The sequence below is a fragment of the Winogradskyella ludwigii genome (assembly GCF_013403985.1).
In the GTDB taxonomy this organism is placed as follows: Bacteria; Bacteroidota; Bacteroidia; order Flavobacteriales; family Flavobacteriaceae; genus Winogradskyella; species Winogradskyella ludwigii.
Genome location: NZ_JABFDF010000002.1, coordinates 204,719 through 229,951, shown reverse-complemented (window position 1 = coordinate 229,951; position 25,233 = coordinate 204,719). Strand labels below are relative to the sequence as shown.

The following is a 25,233-nucleotide window of genomic DNA, read 5'->3' as shown; positions in this document are numbered from 1 at the left end:
TAAGTCACTTTTTTTAAGTTTTAAGATCCTTATGATTTTATGATTGTCAATATTAATGATTTCTGTTTAATATTGGTCAATTAAAAGATAATATACTAAGATACGCAAAAACCATCCCAAACTTCAAATGAAATTTAGGATGGCTTATAATTGATTGATTTAAAGTTTGTTATTGATTTAAAATTAATGGTTATATAACATTTTATTGTTGTTTTACACGACCAGCAGAAGTATCTGATTTAGATATTTTTTCTGGATTTCCAGAATACCTTATATCACCACCACTTGTAGCCTTAGCGGTTAACGCTTTAGAGGTATTAACAGAAATGTCTGCTCCGCTTGTAGCTCTTACGTTAGATGTTTCTGCCTGTAATTTAGAGGCATTAATGTCACTTCCGCTTGTTGCAGATGCTATAAAGGTTTTGGTAGTTCCGCTCAATTTTATATCACTGCCACTTGTAGAAGTACAATCTAAAGTTTCGGTTTTTACATCTAACTTGATATCTGCTCCACTTGTAGACGTGAGTTCTAAATTAGAAACCTCAATGGTATTTTCAGAATATACATCACTACCACTTGTTGCTTTTATAGCTGAAATGGTTTTAACACTCAACATTACTTTTTTTGAAGACGCACGTCTTATATTCTCTGTAGAATAAATTTTTAAAACACCATCCGCTACTTCAGTCTTAATAAGATCTTGAAGATTTTCGTCAGCTTCAACGATTAATGTTGTTTCATCAGATTGTGTAATGTAAAGGTCTAGTCCTTGGCTAATTTTTATTTCATCGAAGTTATTCTTTATAGGTCTATCTTCGGTTATAACATTTCCGTTGCCATCTTTACTTGAATTAAAATTCTTAGAAAAGCTGCAGGATAGCATTAATAAACTAATAATACTGGTAACTATAATTCTTGATAATGTGCTCATGGTTTCTGTTAGTTTTTTGATTGATGAATTGTTTTTTATAAATTTAAGTTGATTACGCTTAGTTCTAAATTATAATAGGATGAGTTGTAGATTACTTATCTTCAATTGTCTTTGACTTCAATTTTCACACCATCCTCGTCATTAATTTTAATGCTCACATTTGGTGTTTCTTCTTCAGACGACTTCTCATTCGTTATATCTTCAATGATTTCCGTTGCTTCTTCAGTAAATTCTGCTATTTCTTCTTCAATGTCTTCAACACAATCCAAACATTCTACATCATCTTCAATAACTTTAAGGTAATGCTCTTCCTGTCCTGTTTTTAAAATATCATTAACATAGCTATTGTTTTGATGAAATTTGTGAGTGTTTTCATCGGCATAGAATACAGTCCCTTCTGGCAAGAACACTATTACTTCAATGTTTTGATTACTAAATTTATTGATAACGTCTGTTGTTAGGTAAGCGTCTAAGCGTAGTTCATTATCTACAAAGGTGTAGTTGTAATTAATATTTTGTGCACGCTCTCTTGCCAAATCGTAGTTACTACCACTTGCAAAGCCTTTAATTTTAATGCTTGCCACAGAATCTGTAGTAGACTTAATTATTAACCTAATATCTGTATTAGAAATAACATTAGTGTTGTTTTCATTTCGACCTATTTTATACTCATGGTAATATTTATGTATATATTTATTATAGTCATCATGGCCTATCATTTTTATAGTTAAAGTATCGCTAGAAACGATATTTAAAGTCTCTTCAACTTGTGTGATATTAGTGTCATAAGCATGTTCAGTAGCTTGTTTTACTCCGGTGACTACTAAGCCAATAATTGCCATTAACCACAGACCTAATAAAGAAAATTTTGCAACGTTACCAATAGATTTTAGATTGTTTACTAATATTTTAAGTCCTAAGTAGAATACAAAAAAGAATGGGATACCAACAGCAAAAAAGATGAGCATAGACATTAACCAAATAGGAAGGTTAGCAGCATTGGAAGCGTCAATTAAATCCATACCAGGAAAGTGGATAGCATCAGTAATACCTACAGTAAAAAAGGCAATAATTAATGCTATTAAAGTACTAATCCCAACAACAATTAAGATAATGCCAATAAACTTAGCAATCACTTTTAGGAAAAATAGGATAATAGAACCTATACCATCAAAAAACTTTTGTGAGCTCGATTTTAGTTTACTTCCTTGTTTTTGAAAATCGACACCTTTTACAGTTTCAGAGATATTATCAGATACATGATCAAAACCTTCTTTTAGTTTGTCTCCATGTTTTTTTAAATCTACATTTTTTACGGTTTCTGAAACGGTATCAATACCATCTTTAATTTTTTTTTCAATGTTAGTAATGTTTACAGGATCGCCAGTCATAGTTAGCTTTTCTGCTGTAGTTTTTGCTTCAGGGATTAAAGCCCAAAGTAAAATATAAAGTAAAACACCTGTACCAGCACTAAAAAATAATATTACCCAGATTAATCTAATCCATAAGGCATCGATGCCAAAATAATGTCCAACACCAGCAGCAACACCACCAATATATGAGTTGTCTGTGTCTCTGAAGAAACGTCTTGTTGAGGTAGATTTTTGTTTCGGCCTTTGTTGAGGTTCATCTTCAAAAATTTCGTCATCGACCAAATAATCTTCAGGTTGTCCCATAATGGTAATTACATCGTCTACCAACTTAACACCAACGACTTGTTTTTCATTTTGTATACGTTCTGCAAACAATTCGGCAATACGAGCTTCAATGTCTGATATAATTTCTGAACGTCCTTGAGAATCTGTAAATGAACGTTTTATAGCCTCAAGATAGCGTTGTAGTTTTAGGTATGCATCTTCGTCTATATGGAAGAATATACCTGCTAAATTTATATTGACTGTTTTATTCATTTTTTTGGTGTTTTTGAGTTGGTTACTAGGTTAACGGCATTTTGTAAGTCACTCCAAGTGGAGTTTAGTTCATTTAAAAACAGTTTCCCTGTTTCTGTAAGTCCATAATATTTTCGTGGTGGTCCAGAAGTAGACTCTTCCCAACGGTAATTAAGCAATCCTGCGTTTTTAAGTCTTGTTAATAGTGGATATATGGTACCTTCTACAACAAGCATTTTTGCATCTTTTAGTGTGCCTAGAATTTCGGCAACGTATGCATCTTCATCTTTTAAGATAGATAATATGCAATATTCTAGAACACCTTTGCGCATTTGTGCTTTTGTGTTTTCTATTTTCATACTCGATGTGTCTTTAATTCGATTAAACTGTTCATTTTTTGATTGATTTGATTATTGATGAATATTTTAATTGCTGAAAAAAGTCAGCGGTAATTACTTTAAGAAATTAATGGTAAATGGATACTTATAAACATGTCCATCTCGTGCAGACAAACTTGCTTTAACAATAAGCGCCAATTCTATAATAAAAGCAATGATTGCTAAGGCACCTAAACCACCTCCAATGTAAAGTAGAGGAGAAGGCTCGCCAATGTTAATATGAAAATTGTTGAAACCATGAAAATCTAAAACATCCATACCTCTAAGTACTTTAAATATAAAAAAGGGAACACTTATAGTCCCTATAATTATAGCATAGAGCAAAATACTAATCTGGAAATTTATGGCTTGCTTACCATGCTGATCTATAAAATCTGATTTGTTCTTATTTGCGGCCCATAATACAATTGGACCAATGAAGTTTCCAAAAGGAATTATAAATCTTGAAAAGGTAGACAGATGAATGAATGTCGCTAAATTTTTATGATGGTTATCTAACATAATTTAAAAGTATATAATAGTTGCTTATACAAATATATGTCTTTAAAAAGGTATTATGTTACGCATAGTACTGTAAATTAACATTTCTTTAACATTAGTTAGGTTTGTAATTTTCACTTATTTTAGTAGAAATTATAACCTTACTTGATGAATATATCTCCTTCTAAACTTAATAAGTTCTTAATGTTTAAGCTACCTGCAGCGTATTTTACAGGTGTGCGAACTAAATCATTAAATGATACTACTTGTATAGTAACGGTTAAACATCGTTGGGCAAATCAAAACCCTTTTAATTCTATGTTTTGGGCAGTGCAAGGCATGGCTGCAGAGTTAACAACAGGTGCTTTAGTCATGAAAAAGATTAGAGAAAGCGGAAAGAAAGTCTCTATGTTGGTAGCCTCAAATAATGCTTCATTTACAAAAAAAGCCACAGGACGGATTACGTTTACATGTAACGAAGGCAATAAAATTGATGAAGCAATTACTAACGCTATAGAAACAGGAGAAGGACAAACCGTTTGGTTAAATTCAAAAGGAGTTAATGCAGATGGAGTAGAAGTTTCTGCGTTTAATTTTGAATGGACACTTAAAATGAAATCCTAAAGTAGTTTAACTTTAGAAATAAAGCGTGTTGCGTGTTAAGTTGGTACTATTAATTAGTAAGTGTTGGACGTTGTTATTTTTATAATTATGTAACAAATTATCAAATTGACCAACTTATAAATAAACAGTTCAACATTAAAAACAATTAATCATTATGACAGCACACGAAATAGATTATCGCATTTACGGAGAAGAAATGCAATATGTAGAAATAGAATTAGATCCGCAAGAAGGTGTAGTTGCAGAATCCGGAAGCTTTATGATGATGGATGATGGTATTAAAATGGATACTATCTTTGGTGACGGTTCACAAAAAGATACAGGTTTCCTAGGGAAAATATTAGGCGCAGGAAAACGTATTCTTACAGGAGAGAGCTTATTTATGACCGCTTTTTACAATGATCTTACAGGTAAACGAAATGTGTCGTTTGCATCTCCTTATCCAGGGAAAATAATTCCAATAGACTTAACCGAATTTGGAGGGAAATTTATCTGTCAGAAAGATGCATTTCTATGTGCAGCAAAAGGGGTTAGTATAGGTGTTGAGTTTTCTAAAAAATTAGGTCGAGGCCTTTTTGGTGGAGAAGGCTTTATCATGCAAAAACTAGAAGGAGATGGTATGGCATTTGTTCATGCTGGAGGAACAACAGCAGTAAAAACCTTAGAAGCAGGAGAAGTTTTGCGCGTAGACACAGGTTGTATCATTGGTTTTACTCAAGGAATAGATTATGACATTGAGTTTATTGGTGGTATAAAAAATTCAATTTTTGGTGGTGAAGGACTATTCTTTGCAAAGCTTCAAGGTCCTGGAAAAGTCTATATACAATCGTTGCCATTTAGTAGATTAGCAGGACGTGTTTTGGCATCTATACCAAAAGGAGGAAAGTCTAAAGGTGAAGGTAGTATTCTTGGTGGTTTAGGCGATTTGTTAGATGGTGATAATCGTTTTTAGATTTTCTGAATAAAGTTTTCAATCAAAATATAAATTACCGAAGTAATAGGAATACTCTGAAATTTGTAAAACAATAGGCTTATATATTTCGGTGTTTTATTTTTCAATTATCTGAATATCAGATTTTTATTTTTTAAGTGTTGCTGTTTAAAAGAATAGGTTTTTTATTCAGAGTTAGTCTAATTTTTAACATAATAAGCTGTTAAACTTTAAGCTTACTAAATATGAGTTCGGTTTTTTTACTATCTTTAAATCAGAATTGAAACAACAGCCTATAGATAAAAATTACTTTTTGTTAACCTAAAAACCAAAAAAAAATAACTATGGCGCGAGCAATGTACGAGTACACTAAGGTGGTACTCAACAAAGTCAGTTTTGATGCGACATTATTCTGTAAGGAAGTGCAAAAAGCAGTAAGACGCTTGTTGCCTCACGAACTTGAAGAGCTAAGAATTTATATTCAGTCTTTAATAAGTCAGAATCCAGAATTAGATCAATGTTTAATTTATTTAAAAGCATCATAAAATAAAACGTCCCGATAATTATCGGGACGTTTTTTTATTCTTAAATAGGAATAGACTAAAACCTTTGTATGGTCATTATATAGGTAAAAAGAAGCTACCATAACTAATTATTATGATAGCGACTTAATTTATTTAAGAATCAATTTTTGTGTTATTTTCTGGCTGTCATTGAAAACATTAATGATGTATATCCCTGTATTTATCCTAGAAACATCTATGGTATTTGTGCTGCTAGATAAATCTAATGTTTGATTTGAAACCAATCGACCTTGTGTATCATACAATTGAGCTGTAGTATCAGTTGTTAAAACACCTTTTATAATAATTTGATTAGGGGTTACTAAATTAATAATTTTCAAACTATTCAATTCATTATCTTTTATAGATAACGCAGCAGATGTGTATCTAAGGTAAAAACGTCCTGTACCAGTAATATTAGTATTAGCTGTAAAAACATAATCACTTGTGTTAAGTAAAGTAAATGAATTATTCATAGTATCTTCTAAATAGATATCTATTTCATCTGGCATATCACTTTCAATAATGCTAAATGTTACTTCCTGGCCTTGTACAGCATTAACACCCAAAGGAACAATAATGTCGTTCATGGCATTAGAATTTAATGATTGTACAGCAAATTTTGTACCCGAATTATTGTCTACTAAATGAGAATAAATAGATAATTCAGGAGGGTTATCATTATATAAAGCAGTATCATAACCTGCATCAAAATCTTGTGTTGCATTACTATTGAAGTAAAAATCGGTATTGAAGTTAGCATCACTAGAAGCTAAATTTAGTTTTATATGACCATAATGTGGTGTAGATGTTCTGCCTAAAATAAAATCATCAGAAGAACCTGACGTACGCATGGCTTTAGTAAAATCAATAAGTCCACCACCAGCTTTGGCTCTTACAAAAAAGGCTTGACCAGGAGCAATTAATTCTGTTATTGCAGGAGAATCAATTGTTGCTTGGTTCCACACGGTCCACCCGTTTGACGCATCTCCATCGTATCCATAAATAGCTTGGTAAGATCCGGTTTCAATTTGTGATTTATTTATTGAGAAAAAAGTATCAAAATCTATATAAGAAGGATATGGGTTCCCAATTAAATTCCAAGCATTACCAGCTGCAGCGTCTGAAATAGGTATATCCAATACATCATCAGTTCTAATAATACCTGTAAATTTTAAAGCACTTCCGTCTGTTGTTGCAGCTCTATAACCTTTTCCTGCTTCAATTAATGTTGTAGCATTAGAGAGTATATTATAATTTTGATAAGCTCCTGCAGATGTCGTATAAGGAGCGAAAGCTCTTATAAATCCTGACTCGGCTAAATTTGGATTTAACGTTGCAAAATCAGGAAAAAGTTCACCCGAAATCGGTGCAGAAATTAAATCATTTGTTCCTACTATAGCTGTATATCTATGGTATATAACGGCTCCAAGAATAGTACCATCAGATATTAAACTAGAATATTTTTGAGACGTAGAATTCAAGTTTAATGTTACTATATTAAGAGTAACACCAGAGTCTATGACTAAAGTTGCACCTGGTTTTACTGTTAGGGTATTACATATGGCATTTGCCGTGATGTTTACAATACCAGACTCTATTATAATATCATCAACAGAGGTTAATAAACCAAAAGGATTAGTTGGAAGCCATGCTCCTGCATCGTATGTGTAAATTACAGATGTTACATCTGCTCTTGCGCTAGATGTACTCGAATTTGACGTTTCAATTTTTTTATTTGAATTTAAAGTTGAATTTTCTGCTTTTGATAGATTGAAAACAGATAGGAAGGTTAAGAAAAGTAAAGTTGAGGTAAAGTTTTTCATTTTATAGGTTTTAGATCAGTGAGGTATTTTGATTTTACAAACTTATAAAATATTGACAAGCAATCGTTTAAATGTTGATTTAATCGGTTGAAAAACACAACTTTTCGATAACGGTTGATTTTTCAACGATGAAATGTGTGTTTTGTCCGATGAAGGTTGTTTTTGTTAAGTGTTCTATTTCAATACTTTAAATAAATGCTTCAAAGAGGGGAATGATGCTTTTTTTAGTGTAATAAAAAAAAGCTAATGGATATATCCCATTAGCTTTTTTTACAGTATCAGAATTATTTTTTCTACTACTTTTAAATCGAAAAGGAATTTTTATTTCGCTTTAGGACTAATAATTTCTACATTCTGAAAAGCTATTGCTCCGCGAATAATACCAGAAACCACATCATGCAAGGCATTAATGATTTGCATTTTTAATTCACTTTTATGATATATAATACTGACTTCACGTGCAGGAGAAGGTTCTTTAAAGTGTCTTAAATTAGGACTTAGTTTTTCTTTGATATCTAAAGTGTGCAGATATGGAAGAAGTGTCATTCCTAAGCCTTCATTAGATAATTTTATTAAGGTTTCTATACTGCCACTTTCCAATTGAAAGTTTTCATCTATCTGATCTTTAAAAGTTTTACAGAGGTTAATGACACCATCTCTGAAACAATGTCCATCTTCTAGTAGCAACATATCGTCAATATTTAAGTCTGAAACCTCAATGGTTTTCTTGTCTTTTAATCGATGATTTTCAGGAATGTATGCGACAAAAGGTTCGTAATATAAAACGCGTTCTTTTATATTATCACTTTCTAAAGGAGTTGCTGCAATTGCGGCATCTAAATGACCATCACTAAGTCTAGTTAAAATTTCTTCAGTGGTTAATTCTTCAATCTTTAATTTAACTTTTGGATATTTCTTAATAAAACTCTTCAGAAACATCGGTAAAAGCGTAGGCATAATGGTTGGGATTATTCCTAAGCGAAACTCACCTCCAATAAATCCTTTTTGCTGATCGACGATATCTTGAATTCTATCGGCTTCATTAACAATATTTCTTGCTTGATACACAATTTTACGTCCAACTTCAGTTAACTCTATGGGTTTTTTACTTCGGTCAAAAATAATAATATCCAATTCGTCTTCTAGCTTCTGAATCTGAGTACTTAAAGTAGGTTGTGTAACAAAGCATTTCTCTGCTGCTTTGGTAAAATTCTTATGTTCTGCTATGGCTAAAGCGTACTTTAATTGTGTAATTGTCATAGGTATTCATTTAAGCTATAAAAGTATAAAAAGTATTCATGTAAACTATGACAAATAATACTTATTTCATCCGTAAATTTGAATAACTAAAAAATCAATATTATGACATTAAATAGCATAGGTTTAGACACCATAAAAACAAAAGAATTAGCAAACGATTTAAATCAATTATTAGCTAATTTTCAATTGTACTATCAAAACTTAAGAGGTATTCACTGGAATATAAAAGGACGTGGTTTTTTTGATCTTCATGTTAAGTTTGAAGAATTATATACAGATGCAAATCTTAAAGTAGATGAAATTGCAGAACGTATTTTAACTTTAGGAGAAACTCCGTTACATACGTTTGAAGATTATACCAAAGCCGCAAAAGTTCCTGTTGGAAAAAATATATCTAAAGATGAAAAAGCAGTAGAGTTAATTGTAGATTCTTTAGGCCAATTACTAAAAATGGAACGTGCTATATTAGAAGCTGCAGGAGATGCGAATGATGAAGGTACAAATTCTATGATGAGCGATTTTATTACTGAACAAGAAAAAACAGTTTGGATGATGAAAGCTTGGTTAGGTGAGACTGTATAAGAAGACCAAAGATTTTATATGAAAAAACCTTCAGATTTATTCTGAAGGTTTTTTGTTTTATAACGGGTTACTTTATTAGAATCTAATATTTAATTCTAAATCTTTATCTGCAACTGTAAATTTAGCATCTTCGTAATTTGGTGGTCCAAAAGCCATAGAATTATTAGACATTCCGTAAGATTCTAATGGCATTCCGTTTTCCATAAAATCCATTTTTTTATTTTCATTTTCATCGTGGAAAGCTATAATTGCATAATCTCCAGGTTTAACATTTTTAAAAGTGATGGTTATTTTTCCGTCTTTTATTTCAGATATACCATTCTGAACTCCGTTGCCTTTCATAAAAGTATCTGCTGTATGTAGCGACATTTGTACGTTTCCTTTATCACTTTTTACATTGTCTATAGTTACCGTAATGGTTGTTTTAGAGTCTTGTGAAAAGCTAAATAATGTTGTTAATGCGAGTGCGAATGTTAAAAGTAATTTTTTCATCATGTAAGATTTAATAGTTAGTAAAATGGTGTACTTCTTTGTTGATGATTCAAATATCACGGAAAAGCTTCAGTTTAAATAATTGTAAATACTGAATTGTGATTTAAGTAGGATGAGTTGTGTTTTAGTTGAGAGTTGTGCGTTTAAAAATGCACTATTCACTACAAAAGTCCACGCGCTTTAATCTCCAAATATTTATTGATGGTATTAATGGTTAGATTCTCTGGTGCCGTTAGTATAGATTGAATACCATGTTTTTGAAGTTCTTTTACCATCAATCGTTTTTCGAAAGCAAATTTTTCGGCAATAGTTTTGTGGTAAATAGATTGTAGGTCTTCTGCATTTTCTTTAAGAATAGTATCTAGTTCAGTGTTTTCAAACAGAACCACAACAAGCATGTGCTTTTTAGAAATGGCTTGCAAGTATGGCATCTGACGCTTTAAGCCACTAATATGTTCAAAATTGGTATAAAGAAGCAATAAGCTTCTGTGTGTTACTTTACGCTTTAATTGCGCGTAGAGAAGCCCAAAATCACTATCTGTAAATTGCGTATCTATATTATATAAGGTTTCTAAAATACGGTTGAGATAGGTGAGTTTTTGAATTGCAGGTAAAAAACTTTCAATCTTTTTTGAGAATGAAATCATACCTACTTTATCATGCTTCTTTAAAGCGACATTACTAAAAGCTAACGTAGAATTAATCGCATAATCCAAGAGTTTTAAACCATTGAAAGGCATTTTCATTATTCTGCCAGTATCAATAATAGAGTAGATGGGTTGCGATTTTTCATCTTGATACTGATTCACCATTAACTGTCCGCGTTTCGCTGTCGCTTTCCAATTTACGGTTCTAAAATCATCACCATTAACGTATTCTTTTATTTGTTCAAATTCTGAAGTATTACCAATTCGTCTAATTTTTTTAAGACCAATTTCTGTCAATGCGTTGCTAATGGCAAGAAAATCGTATTTCTGCATTTGAATAATGGAAGGATAAACCATTACCATTTGCTGATTCTGAAACTGATATCGGCGTTTTACAATTTTAAGAATAGAAGACACAAAAACATTAAGGTGTCCAAAATAGTATTCACCACGATCTACAGGTCTTACAATATAATCAAAGTCGTGATTTTGATTCGGGTTTAAAGATGTTTGGTAAAGAAAATCGCGTTTTTGAAATTGTACAGGTAATTCATCAATAACATCAATATACGTTTTGAAACCGTATTTGTTAGTGATTGTAATTGGTACAGGGTTATTATCGCTGTTCGAAAATTTATCGGGTAAAATTCGTCGCGCTTGTATTGCATTTTGTGGTTGATAGAGTAGAAGTAGATCGATTAGTAACAAGACAACGATACTAATAGTTATCATCCAAGCTATAGCATATAAAACGGAAATCCAATAAGATAAAAGAAAGCATACCGAAGCCACAGCTATATAAATATAGAGTTGTTTGTGTATGTATAATGATTTTAGAAATTTCATACTTGCTTACTGCTTACTGCTTACTGCTTACTGCTTACTGCTTACTGCTTACTGCTTACTGCTTACTGCTTACTGATTACTGAAAACGGAAACTATCTCGGTACTTCAACCGACTGTACTATCATTTCAATGACATTTTCAGTAGTCATACCTTCCATTTCACGCTCCGGCGTTAAAATAATACGATGATTTAATACCGGATTTAATGCTTTTTTTACATCTTCAGGAATTACAAAGTCACGAGCGCTTATCGCCGCAAATGCTTTTGCAGTATTTAAAATAGCAATTGATGCTCTTGGCGAACCACCAAGATATAAATGCGGATGATTTCGAGTTTTAGAAACCACTTCGGCAATATATTTTATAATCTTTTCTTCAACAAGAATAGATTGTGTTTTGCTTTTGTAGTCTTCTAATGATGCGGTATCCAAAATCGCATTAATTAATGTTTGTGGTTTCTCACCTTTGCGTTCATGATGAGAGGCTATAATTTTAATTTCGTCTTCTAAAGAAGGATAACCAACTTTTATTTTAAAGATAAAACGATCTAATTGTGCTTCTGGTAACGCATATGTTCCTTCTTGCTCAATAGGATTTTGAGTCGCTAAAACCATAAATGGATTATCAAATTTATAAGTAGTCCCATCAATAGTTGCTTGTCGCTCTTCCATGGTTTCAAACAAAGCCGCTTGCGTTTTTGCAGGAGCTCTATTAATTTCATCAATTAAAACAATATTAGAGAAAATAGGACCTTTTTTAAATTCAAATTCCGACTCCTTCATATTTAGAATAGAAGTTCCTAAAACATCACTAGGCATTAAATCTGGAGTGAATTGAATTCTGCTAAAATCCGTTTTCAAAACCTTAGCAAACAATTTTGCGGTTACTGTTTTTGCAATTCCTGGTACACCTTCAATTAAAACATGTCCATCTGCTAATAAAGCTACGATTAGTAATTCTACAAAATTATCTTGTCCAATAATAACTTTACGTAATTCACTTTTAATACTTTCTACGGCATTTTTTAAATCTTCAAGTTGAATTCTATTATCAAAATTTAAGTCGTCGTTTACGATGTCGTTTTCTTCCATTGATTATGGGATTTAAATTGTTCTATTAAGGTGTTTAGTCTTTCTAATTCTATGCTGTTGATTTCTGTTTTTTGATCTAAAGTTGAAATAACGTTAAATAGAATTTGGGTGTCTTCAACGGTATTATTGCTTCGAGCAGCTAAGTTTTTAATGAAACTAGTATTAATTTCTGCTGTTGACAGATGCAATGTGTTTCTTATATACTCAAAGAAGTGATGTACTTTATGTTGCGAAATATCTTTATGTTTTCCGCTTTCATAATACATATTAGCAATAGTTCTTGTAAAATCTACAGTCTGATTTTGTAAAGGTGAAATAATTGGTATCGCACGTTGTTTTCGTTTGCCTTCAAAAATAATATAGATTAAGGCACCAATAAGCATCAAGTAATAAGCCCATTTTAATGACACTGTGTTTAAAAGCATGTACATTGGAGAGGTGTAAAATGTCTTTCCTGTTTTATAATAAGTATCTAAATAAATGGGGTTTGATGTGTCTATGTAAGATAAAAGTCCTGCTGTATAATCCTGATTTGGAGATTGCAACATAAAGTAATTAGTAAATGCCTGAGGAAACGTACTTAGAATAATTTCTCCATTGCCAAATGGTTGTTTAATACTACTAATCAAAGTGTCTTCAACGGGTTTGTTTTCGCCTCTGTAAGTATCAATTAATCCAATAACGGTTGTTTTTAACGTATCGATTTTGTTGAAATGATAAAAGGTTGTAGACCTATCGTATTTGTAAGATTTGGTAGCGTCTAATTTGGGATTTACAAGTTGTACTTGATATTCGTTATCAAAATTATCAATGGTGTTAACAGATGTTGTGCTTAAATTTAAAGTGTCTAATAATTTTTCTTCGAAATTTACAGCAGCAAGCATAAGTGTATTTCCATTAGAGACCCAATCTAATAAACTATTAAGTTCTTCGTTACCAAAAGCAACACCGTCATTATAGAAAACATAAGTGCCTTTAAAATCATTATTCTGTAAGTATTCAAAAGGCGGACGATCTACAGTCGTAACAGAATCTGCAACACGTTTTAATTGCGCGTTAAAAACATACGTTCCAAATGGAATTTTATGATGCGTAGCATAAGATGGAAACCAATTTATAGCCTTTGGTTTACTCATCTCTAGAGCAACAATTGCCAGCATAACTAAGGCAACAAGTATAATGTATATTTTACCTCTTTTAGTCAATGCTTTGTATTGTTTTATTTAAGTTTTCGAAAGGGATTTTTAATGCTTCAAACTTTACAACATCTACGTTAAACTCACCATACCATACGTAATCGTAGATTCTTGTGATGTTTTTAAAATCGACTTTTAAATGATTTATAGTAATCTCTTTAATATAATCTTCATTTGTTTTTTGCGGTTGCCAAGAAATACGATCTCCTTCTGTTAGATGTTTTAAAGATAACAGGTAATAATAACGAATAGCTAATCTGAAATTCTTTTGATCAATAGCATCTTTTATTAAAGCAGGAATATCTTCATTTTTAATAATTTGTTCTTCTTCTGTAAATAAAATAGAGCCTTGTTGTTTTGCTTTCGTAATAAGGTTGTTAGAATTTACTTTTAAGAAAAACCGGACTAATAAGAAAATTAAAAAGGCTAATAATAAATAGGGTAAGATTCTAAATATAAAATATATAAATCCTGAAGCTGTACCAACACCGAAGATGGATTCCCAGAATTTTCTAAGTATATTTTGAAACCAGCTATAGGCTTTATCTAAAAAATTATCTTCGGCTACAGCCTCTTTATAATTAAAGTCGTCGTTTGCTTTATAGGTCTCTAAATCATCTTCAGAAATATGTTGTTTTTCAATAGTTGTATCATCAAACTTTACAGAAGGCGTGTTTTGTTGCGCAATAGAAAATTGCCCAACAAAAACACATAGAAGTAAAAGTCTAAATACTAGCATTTAATCTTCGGTTTTTCCAATTTCGCTAATTCGATCGTAGGTGCCAGTGAAATTTGTTTTTTCATGTAAATGAAAATAAATAACAGCTCCTGCAACCATCATTATAGTATTTAGTAAAAATTGAAAGAAGGTGTTTAGCACATTTAAAACGATAACAACAGGATCTGCTGAAAAGGTATTTAAATTGGCTGGATCAATTTCACCTGAAAAAATACCTGTACTAATTAAAGCATATATAATAGATGGTATTGAAAAGACTAAGCCAAGTAAATAATAGATAATTCCTAAAACTAAAAAAGCACCAAAGGCGGTCCAAAAATCTGAATTCACTAACGTGAAACTTTGACCAAAGGCATCTGAAGTTGATCGTTTAGGTTCAAAAACATAAACACTAAATACAATAGCCATAGGTACCATAGCATAAAGGACTGGTAAAAAGCAAAGCATCATGGCAATAATTAATGTGACACCTTTTAAAAAACTAAGTCCAAAAAATGACCAGAACGATTGATAAACATTCGTTTTAATTTCAGAGCTGTCTACTTCTCCTTTATGATCTACATAAGATTTAATATAGAAAAGTACTGTAGAGGCCGTTAAAATATACGCAGCAATGGCCGAAATAAAATAACACGCAACAGCAATTATAGTCACTATGGCACTAGATGAATTTATACTAGGTTCATCTAAGCCTGTAAAGTTAAAAAGATCTCCAGCAACATAATTATAAGCGGCAAGAGAAAGCATAAAAATAACAATTGCTGGCCCTGCAATATTAAAAATAGTTTTTACAAAGGGTTTAAATTCATTTCTTATAAATCCAAAAGTATCGGTTAATATAGCGCTAAAATCACGCTGTTTTCTGAATTCTATGTAGGCTTTGTTCATTTTTAATCTGTTGATTTATTGGTTAGTGCTATGGTGTTTTTTAGTTCTGTATGTTGTTTTAATCTTTTATTTAATTGAATAGGGTAAATAACGTAGTAAAATAGGATAAGCGCAAGAGAACTTGTAATAATTACTATGGCTAGCCAATCTGGCATTTCAGTATGTCTGGTTACAAAACCTTCTAAAAATCCTGCTAGAATAAAAAATGGAATAGTACTCATTAAAATCTTTAAGCCATTAATAACTCCGCGTTTAAAAGCTTCTAGTCGTGGCAAAGTGCCTGTAAACAACATGCCATTTCCCATAACAAGACCAGCACAACCAGCAATTATAATTACAGATATCTCAATGGTACCATGGATCCAAATGGTACGAGCAGACTCCCATAGTAAGCCTTGTTCATAAAAGAAATATTGAAAACTGCCTAGCATAATGCCATTTTGCATCATAATATATAAAGTTCCTAGGCCTAATAAAATACCATAGCCAAAAGCAAGAAGTGCTACTTTTATGTTGTTAAGTGTAATACCTAAAAACATATTAAATTCACCTTGTTTTTTGTAAACAGCCATTGGGTCGCCTTTTTCTATGTTTTCAAGGGTCATATTAACGTAACCATCACCAAGAAAAGATCTTACAAAATCACCTTCATTAGCGGCAGAAAATGCTCCAACAGTTACAAAAAGGGTAAAGGTTAAGAAGGTAATTAAGAGTTCCCGATGATGCTGATAAAAGAGCGTAGGGAATTCCGTTTTAAAAAATGAAATAAGTCTGTTTTTGGGTTCTTTTTTAGTCTTATAAATACTTTGATGCGCATTAGATGCGAGTTGATTAAGGTAACGCTCTGTATTACTATTCGCATAAAATGTTTTGGCATAACTTAAATGATCTGTGACTTCAATATAAAGGTCAGAAAGTAAATCGGGATCTATTTGCGTTTTATTTGTAAGAATGTTTTCAAATTCTAACCATTTGTCTTTATTTTGCTTTACAAAAGCTGCTTCACGCATTATATTCCCTTTTAGACTTTCAAAGTAAAGAAAATATGGATGAATTTCAAATAGAAACTGCCCAAAATGTAGGGATTAATCAAAATGTTGCCAGTATTGGAGACAGAATGCTTGGTTATCTTATAGATAGCGCCATTATTCTTTTATATACGATCTGTGTTATACTCCTTTTAACGACCTTAAATTTGGATATGGGAGATTCATGGGCAATCTATCTACTTGTGTCTTTACCAGCGTTTCTATATTATGTGTTGTTAGAAACATTTACAAACGGTAAAACTGTAGGGAAAATGCTTATGAAAACTAGAGTTGTAAAGCTAGACGGCTCTAAACCTAGTTTTTCTAATTATTTTGTACGTTGGATTTTAAGAATTATAGATGTCGCTTTAACTTCTGGAGGTGTTGCTGCTTTTACTATTTTAATTAAAGGAAATGGACAGCGTATCGGTGATATTGCTGCTGGTACTACTGTAATTAGTGAAAAACAACTCTTAACTATTCATGATACACTTATTAAAGATATCCCTTTAGATTATGTACCAACATATAGTCAGGTTACCATGTTAAATGATAGTGATATGCAAACGATTAAAAATCTATATGACGATGCTATTAGAAATGGAAATCATAACATCATTGTAAATTTGCACCATCGCTTATTAAAAATAATGACGATAGAAACTAGCGAGAAGCCCGTAGATTTTGTTGCTAAAGTGATTAAGGATTATAATTATTACACTCAAAACATGTAAGCAGAGAATCAATTTTCGTTTTTTCGACAATTGTATGAATTGCTTATACTGAGCGAGGCTGAAGTATTTAATCTATAACTGCGATTATGAATTGGATGCTGCATCAAGTGCAAAATGATAACCCCAAAACCATTAAATAACCTATGTTTTTTCAAATCTTAGATATATTAGGAACCATCGCTTTCTCTATTTCTGGAGCATTAATAGCCATGAACAAACGTATGGATCCATTTGGTGTGCTCATTATTGCTTTTGTCACAGCAACAGGAGGTGGAACATTACGAGATGTTATGATTGGTATTGAACCTGTTTCTTGGATGAAAAATATGACCTTTGTTTATGTTATTATTGCTTCTGCAACCTTTGCTGTAATCTTTAGAAAACGCATTAATTACCTTCGTAAATCATTGTTTTTATTCGATACTATTGGCATTGCACTTTACACTATTGTTGGCGTAGAAATAGGTATTGTTGCTGGTTTACATCCCTTAATTTGTATTGCTTTAGGTACAATGACAGCTTGCTTTGGTGGTGTATTACGAGATATCTTATGTAATGAAATTCCCGTGGTTTTTAGGAAAGAAATTTATGCTACAGCTTGTATTTTGGGAGGTCTTACCTATTTTATATTATTACGTTTTTTTGAAGATAAAAACGTTTTGTATCTCATTGCAGGTTTAGTCGTTATAACGGTAAGGTTAATTGCAGTTAAATTTAAAATTAGCTTGCCTAGTTTGTATAAAAAGGAAGGGTAAATACAATGATTTTTAAATTAGCTTAAAATTATTTATGTCGTAGATAGATTGTTTTTTATGCTGAGTTCCTGTGATCTTTTTTAGTTAGATATTTTAGAATAAAATCTATTAAACAATTTTAAAATTCCCTAAAATTATAGAAATAAGTCGGAGTCTGAGGCCAATTGCTATAAATGCACCTTTGATGAAATCAGTTAATTATTTAAATTGAGACAATATTTGAGAAGTTGTAATAACAAACATTCTAATAGATATTAGAATTAATGGTTTTCTTCTCGTTATTTTTTATCTTATTATTTTAAAACAAGGTGTATCAACTATTTATATTGTTTTAAATAGATTAAAAGCAGTTACTCTTTGGTTACACTCCAAATTGTGACAAATGGTGATCAAGGTGTTTGTAAAACATATTGTTCCATTCTGTTTTTGATAATTTCCCGAAAGAATGACTTTCTTTCTGGTCAAAATAATCACCTCCTAAGTCTTGTGTTTTTTGAATGTAAGAGGTTAAACGGTCTTGTTCTGTAGTGAATTCTTTTTGGCTTGTTATTAAGAATTCTGAAGCGGTACGACCATTTTTTTTATAGGGCTTGTCGCTAACGACTATGCTTTTTACAAATGTTTTAAGCATCCATTTTTTGAAGCCTTTTGGTTTTGGGTGCACGTTTTCATAGAGAAACTCATAAGTAACATTGCAATGTGCTAACATTTGATCAACAGACATTTTGCCCCATTGTGGTTTCGTGGTTGTTTGAAGTTGATTAATGCGGTTAATAACTTCTTCGGTAACTTGTTTGTCGAAAATATTTTTCATGTTTTTTTGAAATTCAAATTATAGATATGATAAATGTAATCATTATTATATTCGGTTAATGTTAAGAAACAATCAAACTAATTTGAATAAATAAAAAAGCCATTCTGCAATTGTGCAAAATGGCTTTCAGATTCAGGGCACTCTTCAACTAATTCCATCCACCACCTAAGGCTTGGTAAACTTTTACGTTCGCCAAGAATTGGTCTCTTTTGGTTTCAATAATTTCAATTTTAGAATCTAAAGCTTCTCTTTGTGTGAGTAGCACTTCTGTGTATTCTGCTCTTGCAGATTTAAAAAGCTGAATAGACAACTCAATGGCTTCTGTCATGGCTTCTACTTGTTTGGCTTTTAAATCATAATTTTCTTTTAAATTATTAATATTAGAAAGCTCATTAGCCACTTCCATGTAACCATTTAAAATGGCCTTTTCATATTCGAAAATCGCTTGCAATTGTCGGCTGTTGGCATTGCTGTATTCTGCTTTAATGGCATTTCTGTTTATTAAAGGACTTACCATATCGCCAACTAACGAATACAAAACCGATTCTGGTGTGCTGGTTAAATACTTTGTTTTAAAAGCTTGCAATCCAACACCTGCTTGTATACCAATAGAAGGATAAAAATTAGCTTTGGCTATTTTAACATTTAACTTGGAAGCTGCTAATTCATATTCTGCTTGTTTAATATCTGGTCTATTAGCCAAAAGCTGTGACGGAATACCGGCTTGAATAGCATCAATAGGACTCCCAATAAAATCATCAGAATCTCTATCGATGGTCTGCGGATAGCGACCTAAAAGAAAATTGATTTTATTCTCAGTTTCTACGATGCTTTGACGGATTTCAAACTTATTACTTTGGTTTTTATAAACCTCAGCTTCAAAACGTCTAACAGCTAACTGTGTTGCTCTAGCAGCTTGTTTTTGTAGTTTTACCATTTTTAAAGCGTTTTTCTGAATATCTAAATTCTGCTCTATAATGTTTAACTGATTATCTAAAGCTAAAAGTTCGTAATACGAATTTGCAATCTCCGATACAATGTTGGTCACCATGAAATTCTTACCCTCGATAGTACTTAGATATTCTAAAACGGCCGCTTTTTTACCGTTACGTAGTTTTTTCCAAACATCGAGTTCCCATGAAACATCTAGGCCTACAGAAAAATCAGTTAAAGGCTCAGGAAATTCTTCGCCTTCACGAATATCTAAATTATGTTCTACAGCACCATCTCTAGTGTATTCTCCAACTTTTTCAACTTCAGCTCCAGCATATACATTTACAAAAGGTAAATATTCTCCTTTTCTAACCTTGACTTCATTATTAGCCATCGAAATTTTCTGTAGCATAATATTAAGCTCTTGATTATTTGCTAAAGCCGTATCAATTAAAGCGACCAATTTTTGATCAGAGAAAAACGTTTTCCATTGTACATTGGCTGTATTAGTGGAATCTGAAGTTTCATTTGTATACTGTTCAGGTACGGCTTTGTTTTCTTCTCTTATGGCCTTTTGCATTGGTACACAAGAGAAGAGTAGTAGCAAAGCGAACACACCAAATAGTTGCGATTTTCTTATCTTTTTTAAATTATTCATCATTTTTCTTTTTACCTAATTTTTTGAAAAGTTTAGTAAGCTTGCTGATTTTTTCAGCATTAGCAGCACTTTGATTTTTAGTTTCACTAACACGCATCATTTCTTCTGAAATAGGCTCACTAGCTTCATCTTTAATCAGTGTTTTGCCTTCTGCCATTTTAGCAAAAATGTAATACAAACCGGGAATAATTAAAACACCTCCAAGTGTACCAATTAACATACCACCTAAAGCCGAGCTACCAATAGTTTTATTAGCAATAGCACCTGCACCTGAAGCTATGATTAACGGAATTAATCCTGCTATAAAAGCAAACGATGTCATTAAAATTGGTCTAAACCTGGCCTTAGAACCTTCAATTGCAGCTTCTAAAATAGTAGCACCTTGCCTCTGTTTTTGTACCGCAAATTCTATAATTAACACGGCATTTTTACCGAGTAAACCAACTAGCATGATCACACCAATCTGCGCATAAACATCGTTGGCTAATCCCATTCCTTTTAACATTATAAACGATCCAAAAACACCAATTGGTAAGGATAAAATAACAGCTAAAGGCAATAAGAAACTTTCGTATTGTGCAGCAAGTACAAAGTATACAAAGATGAGTACTACTAAGAAGATGTAAATAGATTCGTTACCTCTTTGGGCTTCATCAAAACTTAAACCTTCCCAAGCAATATCATAACCTTTAGGTAATTGTGTTGCAGCAACTTCTTTTATCGCTTTAATAGCATCATCACTAGTAAAACCTGGTGCAGGCAATCCTCTAATTGAAGCTGAGTTGTAAAGGTTGTAACGCGTAATTTCGTTTGGACCTAATTTCTTTTCAATACTCATAAAAGCAGAATATGGTACCATTTCACCTTCTTCATTTTTTACAAATAACTTCTCAAGATCTGTTGGTAAACGTCTGTATTCTGGTGCAGCTTGCGTGTACACTTTAAAGAAACGACCAAAACGAATAAATCCTTGCTCATATGTACTTCCAATTAAAATGTTGAGGTTTTCCATGGCTTTACCAATAGTAACCCCTTTTTGCATGGCAATTTTATTGTTTATTTTCAATTCGTATTGCGGATAATTTGCCGAGAAGAATGTAAATAAACCTGTGAGTTCTTCACGTTCAGATAAAGCTTCCATGAATTCATTATTCACGCTCTCAAAATGATGATAATCTGTAGAGTTTGTTTTGTCTAACAATCGCATGGCAAATCCTCCAGAAGATCCAAATCCTGGTACTGCAGGTGGTTCAAAATACTCTATGATTGCTCCTAAATCTTTGGTTTTCTCTTCAAGCTCTTCCATGATTTCATGAACAGAATGCTCGCGATCAGACCAAGATTTAAGGTTAATTAAACAAGTACCAGCGTTAGAACCACGACCTTCAGTCATAATCTCATAACCCGCTAAAGAAGAAACGGACTGTACACCTTCAGTATCTTCGCATATTTGTTGAAGTTTCTTAGCTACTTCATTGGTACGCTCTAGAGTGGCACCAGGTGGTGTTTGAATAATGGCATAGATCATTCCTTGATCTTCATTAGGAATAAATCCGGCTGGCAATACTTCATTTGTAAAGAAAATACCAGCACAGAATGCCGCTAATATTCCGAAAGTGATGAAGCGTCTTGCTACTATTTTATTTAAAATTGTAACGTAACCACCTGTTAGTTTATCGAAACCTCCGTTAAACCAATCAATAAATTTATCTAATGGAGACGTGCGTTTTTTACCATGGTTATTTTTTAACAACATGGCACAAAGTACAGGTGTTAATGTCAATGCTACAATGGCTGAAATAACGATGGCACCAGCCATAGTGATTGAGAATTGGCGGTAGAAAACACCAACAGGACCTGTCATAAACGAAATTGGAATAAATACAGAAACCATAACCAAAGTAATAGCAACAATAGCACCTCCAATTTCACCTAAAACTTCAGAAGAGGCTTTATATGGTGTAAGGTTTTCTTCGTGCATTTTTACATGGACGGCTTCTACGACCACAATGGCATTATCCACCACAATACCAATAGCCAATACTAAGGCAAAAAGTGTAATAAGATTAATGGATAACCCAAACATTTGCATCACAAAAAAGGCGCCAATTAAGGACACAGGAACGGCAATAATAGGAATTAATGTGGAACGCCAATCTCCTAAAAATAAGAATACCACAATGGCAACAAGAATAAAAGCATCTCTTAAAGTGTGTATAACTTGATCGATTGAAGCATCTAAGAAATTAGAAACATCATAACTAATTTGAAAATCAACTCCTGGTGGTAAATCGACTTCTAGTTCATCTAATTTTTCCTTTACAGCATCAATAACATCGCTACCATTACTACCAAAGGTTTGTTTTAAAACAATAGAGGCTGAAGGCTTTCCGTCTAGGTTAGAGTAGATGTCAAAAAATTCACTTCCTAACTTAACATCAGCAATATCGGCAAGGGTTACAATTTGGCCTTCTTTGTTGGCTTTAATAATAATTTCTTCATATTGTTCTGGTTCATTGTATCTGTTTTGATAGGTTAATACATATTCTAGAGATTGAGCAGTTTGCCCAGAACTACGACCTAAACGACCAGGTCTCGCCAAAATACTTTGATCTTCCATGGCTTCTAAGACTTCTTCTGCAGAAATATTGTAAGCACGCATTCGGTCTGGTTTTAACCATACACGCATCGCATATTTTCGACTTCCTAAAATCTGAGCACTTGCAATACCATTGATACGTTGTATTTCTGGAATTATCTTAGTGTAAGCATAGTTGTACAAAAACTTTTCGTCGTTATCTTTATTTTCACTCGATAGGTTAACGTACATTAACATACTTGGCTGAACAGGTGTAATAATAACCCCTTCACGTTGTACCAATTCTGGTAACAAAGGCATCACCTGATCGACTCTAGTTTTTACCCTAACGACGGCTTCATTAGGATCGGTTCCTGGTTCAAAAATGACACGTAATGTTCCTTCACCAGCACTTGTAGCATCAGAAGCAATGTAACGCATATCTTGCACACCATTAATCGCAGTTTCTAGAGGAATTAATGTTGAATTTACCAACACATCTGCACTAGAACCTGGATAAGCGATAAAAATATTGACCGTTGTAGGTGCAATTTGTGGGAATTGAGATATAGGTAATTGCTTTATCGCAAGGCCACCTATAAATATAATGATCACCGAAATGACAATGGCCAAGACGGGTCTTTTTATAAATTTTTTAAACATGATGTTTGTAGATTAAATGAGATTTACTCTGCGTAAAGCGCTAGGTTAGATAATACTGTAGTAGGATCTACCAGCTTAGTATGAATCTTTTCTTGGTCTTTTACCATTCTAATACCTTCAAGTAATATGGTATCGTTTTCTGATAAGCCTTTATCTACAATGAATAAATGAGGTAACTCTGCCCCAATGGTTAGTTCTCTTTGGTGAACCACGTTATCTTTATCTACCACAAAAACATAAGTTTTATCTAAGATTTCAAACGTAGCTTTTTGTGGTACAATTACAACATCTTTGTAAGGCACACTCATTAAAATACTTCCGGTTTCACCATGTCTTAAAATGCCATCCGGATTTGGGAAAGTCGCTCTAAAAGCAATGTTTCCGGTTTCACTATCAAATTCTCCTTCAATAGTTTCTACGATACCTTTCTGATTAAAACGCTTATTATTCGCCATTAAAAGCGCAACGTTTTTGTTGTTCTGTTTAGCATCACTCATAATGTAATCTAGATATTCAGCTTCAGGAACATTGAAATAAACCCACATTTTGCTGTTGTCAGATAATGTTGTAAGTAATTCTCCTTCATCTAAAAGACTTCCTTCTCTTGCTTCTAGATGATCCATGATACCATCAAAAGGGGCTTTTATGCTTGTAAAACCTAAGTGTGTTTGTGCTAAAGACACTTCAGCATTGGCTTTGTTTAAATTTGCTTTCGCCATTGCCAACTCATTTGGAGAAACCACATCACCATCGGCTAATAACTGCGTGTTGTTGAGTTCAATTTCCGCAACGTTAGATTCTGCTTTTGCTTTTTGTAATTCGGCTTGGTAAATGTTTGGCATAATCTGGAACATGCGTTGCCCTTTGGTAACGTGTTGTCCTTCGTCTACATAAATATTTTTTAAGTAGCCACGTTCTAAAGCTCGTAATTCAATATGCCTGATAGAATGGATTTGGCTCACATAATCCTTTGTAATAGAAGTGTCTTTTTTTACGGGATTGGTAACCAAAAAGGTTACGACTTCATGTTTTTCTTCTTTGTGTTCTTCACAGCTAGCTAAACATAAAAGCATAACTAATCCTGTGAAAACGGTTGTTTTCTTAATGATATTCACGTGTTTAAATATTTTATAAAATGATATAATAATGGAATCAAACCAAAGTAGGAATGATGTTTTTTAGAGTTTTTCTGAAGCTCTAAATTATAAACAGACGTATTGAAGTAAGGTCTGTTATTGTATTATCAGATTATAAAAACTTGGAATTGTATATGAAGCCTAAGACTAGGTTCATTAATAGCGCTTTGAGGGCTATAATTATTGTTTTGAAGATCAGAAGTGTTCTCAAAAAGCTTTGCGTAAATTAAAAGAATCTCTAAATAATCTTTAAAAGAAGCTTTATATCTAGAGGATAATTCGTCTTCTTCTCCTTCGCTAATTTCAATAACATCAAAAAGTAAATCTTTATCAGTCTCTTTAGTTAGCGCACTATAATTAGCAGTTGCATTGCTATAACTATCTGTGCTTTCTATTGAAACCTTTGATGCATTAAAATTAGAAAATGCAACATCTTCCGTAATAGAACTTATAACGCTATTGGCTTGTAAACTAGCAAATGCATTTAGTACTAAAACAAAAAATAAAGATAGATATGTTTTGAAAGCGGTTTTCATTTCAGTGGACAAAAC

General features: G+C 32.5%; 24 protein-coding genes. 6 read left to right on the top strand and 18 right to left on the bottom strand.

What is annotated here, in order from left to right:
- Nucleotides 1-202 precede the first annotated feature (202 nt).
- The 4 genes from HM981_RS06975 to HM981_RS06960 all read right to left on the bottom strand — a co-directional run bounded on the left by HM981_RS06975 (nucleotide 203) and on the right by HM981_RS06960 (nucleotide 3,719).
- A complete protein-coding gene (locus tag HM981_RS06975) occupies nucleotides 203-931 on the bottom strand; it encodes a head GIN domain-containing protein (protein WP_179337887.1) in 729 nt (242 codons plus the stop codon).
- Nucleotides 932-1,032: 101 nt separating this feature from the next.
- Nucleotides 1,033-2,841 (bottom strand): PspC domain-containing protein, encoded by a 1,809-nt coding sequence (locus HM981_RS06970; protein ID WP_179337886.1) that lies wholly within the window; start codon nucleotides 2,839-2,841, stop codon nucleotides 1,033-1,035.
- The gene (locus tag HM981_RS06965; RefSeq protein WP_179337885.1) at nucleotides 2,838-3,179 is read right to left on the bottom strand and encodes a PadR family transcriptional regulator; all 342 of its coding nucleotides are present in this window, start codon (nucleotides 3,177-3,179) and stop codon (nucleotides 2,838-2,840) included. The genes HM981_RS06970 and HM981_RS06965 overlap by 4 nt, the downstream gene beginning before the upstream one ends.
- 93 nt (nucleotides 3,180-3,272) lie before the next feature.
- On the bottom strand, nucleotides 3,273-3,719 hold the full coding sequence (locus tag HM981_RS06960; protein ID WP_179337884.1) for a DUF4870 domain-containing protein: 447 nt from the start codon (nucleotides 3,717-3,719) through the stop codon (nucleotides 3,273-3,275).
- 147 nt (nucleotides 3,720-3,866) lie between these two features.
- Between HM981_RS06960 and HM981_RS06955 the strand changes: the two genes are divergently transcribed.
- The 3 genes from HM981_RS06955 to HM981_RS06945 all read left to right on the top strand — a co-directional run bounded on the left by HM981_RS06955 (nucleotide 3,867) and on the right by HM981_RS06945 (nucleotide 5,798).
- On the top strand, nucleotides 3,867-4,322 hold the full coding sequence (locus tag HM981_RS06955) for a DUF4442 domain-containing protein (RefSeq protein ID WP_179337883.1): 456 nt from the start codon (nucleotides 3,867-3,869) through the stop codon (nucleotides 4,320-4,322).
- Nucleotides 4,323-4,476: 154 nt separating this feature from the next.
- Nucleotides 4,477-5,274, top strand: a complete 798-nt coding sequence (locus tag HM981_RS06950) for a TIGR00266 family protein (RefSeq protein WP_179337882.1) — start codon at nucleotides 4,477-4,479, stop codon at nucleotides 5,272-5,274.
- A 323-nt stretch (nucleotides 5,275-5,597) separates the two neighbouring features.
- Nucleotides 5,598-5,798 carry a hypothetical protein gene (locus HM981_RS06945; RefSeq protein WP_179337881.1) on the top strand — a complete coding sequence of 67 codons (201 nt, stop codon included), beginning with the start codon at nucleotides 5,598-5,600 and terminating at the stop codon, nucleotides 5,796-5,798.
- Between the two features lie 128 nt (nucleotides 5,799-5,926).
- Here the strand turns inward: HM981_RS06945 and HM981_RS06940 are convergent, their stop codons facing one another.
- Nucleotides 5,927-7,642 (bottom strand): T9SS type A sorting domain-containing protein, encoded by a 1,716-nt coding sequence (locus HM981_RS06940; protein ID WP_179337880.1) that lies wholly within the window; start codon nucleotides 7,640-7,642, stop codon nucleotides 5,927-5,929.
- A 321-nt stretch (nucleotides 7,643-7,963) separates the two neighbouring features.
- Complete coding sequence (locus HM981_RS06935) at nucleotides 7,964-8,902, bottom strand: LysR substrate-binding domain-containing protein (RefSeq protein WP_179337879.1); 939 nt, start codon at nucleotides 8,900-8,902, stop codon at nucleotides 7,964-7,966.
- A 102-nt stretch (nucleotides 8,903-9,004) separates the two neighbouring features.
- Here HM981_RS06935 and HM981_RS06930 point away from each other — a divergent pair, with 102 nt between their 5' ends.
- Entirely contained in the window at nucleotides 9,005-9,484 is a 480-nt protein-coding gene (locus HM981_RS06930; RefSeq protein WP_179337878.1) for a Dps family protein, read from the top strand.
- 75 nt (nucleotides 9,485-9,559) lie between these two features.
- Here HM981_RS06930 and HM981_RS06925 read toward each other — a convergent pair whose 3' ends face one another.
- From HM981_RS06925 to HM981_RS06895, 7 genes are all read right to left on the bottom strand, one after another.
- Nucleotides 9,560-9,979 carry a DUF2141 domain-containing protein gene (locus HM981_RS06925; protein ID WP_317167169.1) on the bottom strand — a complete coding sequence of 140 codons (420 nt, stop codon included), beginning with the start codon at nucleotides 9,977-9,979 and terminating at the stop codon, nucleotides 9,560-9,562.
- A gap of 158 nt (nucleotides 9,980-10,137) precedes the next feature.
- Nucleotides 10,138-11,469, bottom strand: a complete 1,332-nt coding sequence (locus HM981_RS06920) for a DUF58 domain-containing protein (protein WP_179337877.1) — start codon at nucleotides 11,467-11,469, stop codon at nucleotides 10,138-10,140.
- Between the two features lie 92 nt (nucleotides 11,470-11,561).
- Nucleotides 11,562-12,560 carry an AAA family ATPase gene (locus HM981_RS06915; protein WP_179337876.1) on the bottom strand — a complete coding sequence of 333 codons (999 nt, stop codon included), beginning with the start codon at nucleotides 12,558-12,560 and terminating at the stop codon, nucleotides 11,562-11,564.
- The gene (locus HM981_RS06910; protein WP_246286171.1) at nucleotides 12,539-13,696 is read right to left on the bottom strand and encodes a DUF4350 domain-containing protein; all 1,158 of its coding nucleotides are present in this window, start codon (nucleotides 13,694-13,696) and stop codon (nucleotides 12,539-12,541) included. Before HM981_RS06910 ends, HM981_RS06915 begins: the two co-directional genes overlap by 22 nt.
- Nucleotides 13,697-13,757: 61 nt before the next feature.
- Complete coding sequence (locus HM981_RS06905) at nucleotides 13,758-14,495, bottom strand: DUF4129 domain-containing protein (RefSeq protein WP_179337874.1); 738 nt, start codon at nucleotides 14,493-14,495, stop codon at nucleotides 13,758-13,760.
- Nucleotides 14,496-15,383 carry a hypothetical protein gene (locus tag HM981_RS06900; RefSeq protein WP_179337873.1) on the bottom strand — a complete coding sequence of 296 codons (888 nt, stop codon included), beginning with the start codon at nucleotides 15,381-15,383 and terminating at the stop codon, nucleotides 14,496-14,498. It lies immediately after the preceding gene.
- Nucleotides 15,384-15,385: 2 nt separating this feature from the next.
- Complete coding sequence (locus HM981_RS06895) at nucleotides 15,386-16,393, bottom strand: stage II sporulation protein M (RefSeq protein ID WP_179337872.1); 1,008 nt, start codon at nucleotides 16,391-16,393, stop codon at nucleotides 15,386-15,388.
- A 35-nt stretch (nucleotides 16,394-16,428) separates the two neighbouring features.
- On the opposite strand from HM981_RS06895, the gene HM981_RS06890 reads away from it, so the two are divergent.
- A complete protein-coding gene (locus HM981_RS06890) occupies nucleotides 16,429-17,145 on the top strand; it encodes an RDD family protein (protein WP_179337871.1) in 717 nt (238 codons plus the stop codon).
- A gap of 143 nt (nucleotides 17,146-17,288) precedes the next feature.
- Nucleotides 17,289-17,900, top strand: coding sequence for a trimeric intracellular cation channel family protein (locus HM981_RS06885; protein ID WP_179337870.1), 612 nt, complete (start codon nucleotides 17,289-17,291; stop codon nucleotides 17,898-17,900).
- 361 nt (nucleotides 17,901-18,261) lie between these two features.
- On the opposite strand, the gene HM981_RS06880 is transcribed toward HM981_RS06885, so the two are convergent.
- The 5 genes from HM981_RS06880 to HM981_RS06860 form a co-directional block, all read right to left on the bottom strand.
- Nucleotides 18,262-18,714: a DUF1569 domain-containing protein gene (locus HM981_RS06880; protein ID WP_179337869.1), complete on the bottom strand. Its 453-nt coding sequence runs from the start codon at nucleotides 18,712-18,714 to the stop codon at nucleotides 18,262-18,264.
- Between the two features lie 148 nt (nucleotides 18,715-18,862).
- Nucleotides 18,863-20,305: a TolC family protein gene (locus HM981_RS06875; RefSeq protein WP_179338345.1), complete on the bottom strand. Its 1,443-nt coding sequence runs from the start codon at nucleotides 20,303-20,305 to the stop codon at nucleotides 18,863-18,865.
- Nucleotides 20,298-23,546: an efflux RND transporter permease subunit gene (locus tag HM981_RS06870; protein ID WP_179337868.1), complete on the bottom strand. Its 3,249-nt coding sequence runs from the start codon at nucleotides 23,544-23,546 to the stop codon at nucleotides 20,298-20,300. Before HM981_RS06870 ends, HM981_RS06875 begins: the two co-directional genes overlap by 8 nt.
- A gap of 23 nt (nucleotides 23,547-23,569) precedes the next feature.
- On the bottom strand, nucleotides 23,570-24,652 hold the full coding sequence (locus HM981_RS06865) for an efflux RND transporter periplasmic adaptor subunit (RefSeq protein WP_179338344.1): 1,083 nt from the start codon (nucleotides 24,650-24,652) through the stop codon (nucleotides 23,570-23,572).
- A 137-nt stretch (nucleotides 24,653-24,789) separates the two neighbouring features.
- Nucleotides 24,790-25,218, bottom strand: a complete 429-nt coding sequence (locus tag HM981_RS06860) for a hypothetical protein (protein ID WP_179337867.1) — start codon at nucleotides 25,216-25,218, stop codon at nucleotides 24,790-24,792.
- Nucleotides 25,219-25,233 lie beyond the last annotated feature (15 nt).